This is a genomic window from Sulfitobacter sp. HI0129 (genome assembly GCF_001635395.1).
GTDB lineage: Bacteria > Pseudomonadota > Alphaproteobacteria > Rhodobacterales > Rhodobacteraceae > Sulfitobacter.
This window is the reverse complement of the sequence record NZ_LWGH01001104.1, coordinates 1-2791: the sequence shown is the minus strand read 5'-3', so window position 1 is coordinate 2791 and position 2791 is coordinate 1. Positions and strand designations below refer to the sequence as shown.

Below are 2791 nucleotides of genomic sequence, written 5' to 3'. Positions count from 1 at the left end.
GATCGATGCCGCACCCTGCGCGCCGGAAACCTTTCCCTTTGTACGCGCCAGCGCGTTCTCAAGGCACCGGCTGCGCCGTATAGAAGGAGCTGCCGACGTTGCATCAGCCCTTCGGTCCACGCGCGGCGATTCCGAGGATTGGGACCTCGACCGTCACCTTGCCGCCATCCGAGAAGGTCAGTGTCAGCGGGAAATTCTCGCCTTCGGTCATCGGCTCTTGCAGCTTCATGAGCATGGCGTGCAACCCGCCCGGCTCCAATGCCACGCTTTGGCCGGGCTCAATCGTGATCTCGCCTGCAGGTGCCATGGAACTGACGCCATCGGAGTTGGTTTTCGACTCATGGATCTCGGGCATCATTGCCAGCGGTGTCGCAAGTCCGGTCAGCGTAACGGCGTCTTCACCCGTGTTGCGCACGGTCATATAGGCGGCACCTGGCCTGTTGACGCCGATCGAGGCGCGGGACCACGCATTCTCGACCACGACATCCTCCGAACCGGCCAGTGCGGGGGCCGACAGCCCTGCAACCGTCAAAAGCACGGCCAATGCATTGGTATATCTCAACTTCTTCACCACTCGTTTCTCCTGCCTCCGCAAATCAGCTTTGGCTTGCCGCAACTTCCACTGCCACCAGCCTCCGCAATTCGGCCTCACCGAACGGATCGAGAGGCTTGCCGTTCACGAAGAACGTGGGCGTTTGGCGGACCCCGACTGTCTCGACATCGGCGCGGTCCTGGTTGAGCACCGCCACAACACCGGGGGCCAGCATCTGTGTCCGGGCAGCTTCGACATCCAGACCTCCGCTTGCTGCAATCTCAAGGATCAATCCGGGTGCCGGGGTCCCGTGAGACGCCCATCTGGGCTGCTCTCGCAAGACTGCCTCGAGCACAGGTTCAAACACGTCCTGCATGCGCGCCGCCTCGAGCACACGGATCGCTTCTACCGACGCCTCGCCGTGAAAAGGCGTATAGCGGATTACAACGCGCACCGCGTCTCCGTGCTCCGCCATGATATCCTCGACGACCGGATAGAAAGCGCGGCATGCCTCGCAGGCCGGGTCGAAGAATTCAACGATGGTTACGGGCGCATCCTCGGGCCCGAGGATCGGGGAATAGGGTCGGATCAGCGCGTTGGCCATTTCAGGGTCGATGGGATCGGACGCGGCAATCGGGTCGGGGCGGGTGGCATACCAGGCGGCCCCGCCGAAACCGGCGACCCCGAGCGCGAGAACGGACAGGATGAGGCCGCGTCGTTTCATTCTTGTGCTTCCTTCAGTGAGAGAGCCGACAGCAGCCCGATCACCACGAAGGCGACGAGCGCCATCAGAGGAATCGGAATGCCGAAGACCAGTTGATTGTCGTCAGTACAGGATGGGCCTGTCGCCGTGCAGGGCTGGATGCGTTCGGGGATCAGCTCGACATAGAGGCCGAGGTGCCAGAGCGCTATGGCGGCGCCCCCGATTGCCAGCGCGATCCCGTAGCGACCCACGCGCCGATCCTGCCACCACAGCCCGAGCCCGAGGACGATGGCCAAGGGAAACATGAAGGCACGCTGAAACCAGCAAAGCACGCAAGGTGTCTGCCCCAGAACCTCGCCGATGAAGAGCACTGCAAGCGACGCGGTGAGCGCGATGATCCAGGCCAGCCCGAGGGCCGTCTCTCCGGAAAGTCGGGTCATGACGATCAGATCCTCTCTCTCAGATCGGCGAGGATCTCTTCGGCGGGCGTGCCGTAGGGCCAGGAGTCCGCGAAGCCTGCTTGCGTGTCGAAAAGGAAAAGATGCGACGTGTGACCCATCGTGTATCCGCCCGGCGCAGTCGCCTGCTCGATCCGTTCATAGAATATCGGAAAAGTTTCGGATGTCGCGGCGATCTGCTCCGGTGTACCGGTAAGCCCGATGATCCCTGCGTCGAACATGGGCACGTACTCCGCTAAAGCCGTCGGCGTATCTCGCTCGGGATCGATCGTTATGAAAATCGGCTGAACCACTGCCGCCTCATCGCCCAGGCCCTCCATCACGGCCGCGACTTCGGACAGTGTTGTCGGACAGACGTCAGGGCAATTGGTGAAGCCAAAGAAGACCAGCATCCAGCGCCCTGCGAAATCTTCGTCCGTTTGGACAATGCCGCGATGATCGGTCAGTTCGAAATCAGCAAGAAACGGTGGTTCATTCTCGGCTCGGGCAAGGTCGGCACGGTAGTCGGACCATAGCAACAGCCAGATGAAAACGAACGCCGCCGCGCCCGCCAACACCCACAATACCTTCTGAAGACCTGAAAGCCTCACGCCGCTCCGCCCGAACTTGATTCTATATTTTGTGTGCGTTTACATCCTCTAGCTACTGTAGGTTCAAGCGTGATTGTCACCGATCGGCCAACAATCACCTATCTGTGAAACTCAGGTGAAGCTTGTGATGCGCACCGCATAAAGCTACACCCACTGTAGGTAATGTGGGGAGCGGAAATGCTGACGATTGGGACTCTGGCGAAGAAGACCGGAACAAAAGTGCAGACCATCCGGTATTACGAGCAGATCGGACTTATGCCTGAGCCCGGCAGGACCGAGGGGGGCCAACGACGCTATGGCGACGCCGAACTCGACCGCTTGTCATTCGTCCGGCACGCTCGGCAACTGGGCTTCTCGTTGGACGCGATCCGTGAGCTCCTCGATCTCAGCGATCATCCGGGAAAGTCCTGTGCAGAGGCGGATGCAATCGCCCGTCGGCAACTCAAACAGGTCGAGCAACGATTGGCGCGGCTCGAGGCGCTGCGGACGGAATTGAAGCGGATGGTGC

5 protein-coding genes are annotated in these 2791 nt (G+C 60.9%); 1 reads left to right on the top strand and 4 read right to left on the bottom strand.

The annotated features are described in order from the left end of the window. Positions 1-103: 103 nt before the first annotated feature. Genes A3764_RS23145 through A3764_RS23130 form a run of 4 tightly spaced genes read right to left on the bottom strand, consistent with a single transcriptional unit; the run spans position 104 to position 2247 of the window. Positions 104-574: a copper chaperone PCu(A)C gene (locus tag A3764_RS23145; protein WP_443069028.1), complete on the bottom strand. Its 471-nt coding sequence runs from the start codon at positions 572-574 to the stop codon at positions 104-106. A gap of 22 nt (positions 575-596) precedes the next feature. Beyond that, positions 597-1256 (bottom strand): DsbA family protein, encoded by a 660-nt coding sequence (locus A3764_RS23140; protein ID WP_050532586.1) that lies wholly within the window; start codon positions 1254-1256, stop codon positions 597-599. Then, on the bottom strand, positions 1253-1675 hold the full coding sequence (locus A3764_RS23135; RefSeq protein WP_046002647.1) for a disulfide bond formation protein B: 423 nt from the start codon (positions 1673-1675) through the stop codon (positions 1253-1255). The genes A3764_RS23140 and A3764_RS23135 overlap by 4 nt, the downstream gene beginning before the upstream one ends. Positions 1676-1680: 5 nt before the next feature. After that, entirely contained in the window at positions 1681-2247 is a 567-nt protein-coding gene (locus A3764_RS23130; protein ID WP_040643209.1) for an SCO family protein, read from the bottom strand. A gap of 213 nt (positions 2248-2460) precedes the next feature. Here A3764_RS23130 and A3764_RS23125 point away from each other — a divergent pair. Continuing rightward, positions 2461-2791: MerR family transcriptional regulator (locus A3764_RS23125; RefSeq protein ID WP_067952158.1), on the top strand; the 331-nt coding region annotated here is incomplete at its 3' end.

What these genes read in the sequence shown, in the direction of transcription:
- A3764_RS23135 (WP_046002647.1), bottom strand. Translation starts at nt 1,675, where the DNA reads ATGACCCGACTTTCCGGAGAGACGGCCCTCGGGCTGGCCTGGATCATC.
- A3764_RS23140 (WP_050532586.1), bottom strand. Translation starts at nt 1,256, where the DNA reads ATGAAACGACGCGGCCTCATCCTGTCCGTTCTCGCGCTCGGGGTCGCC.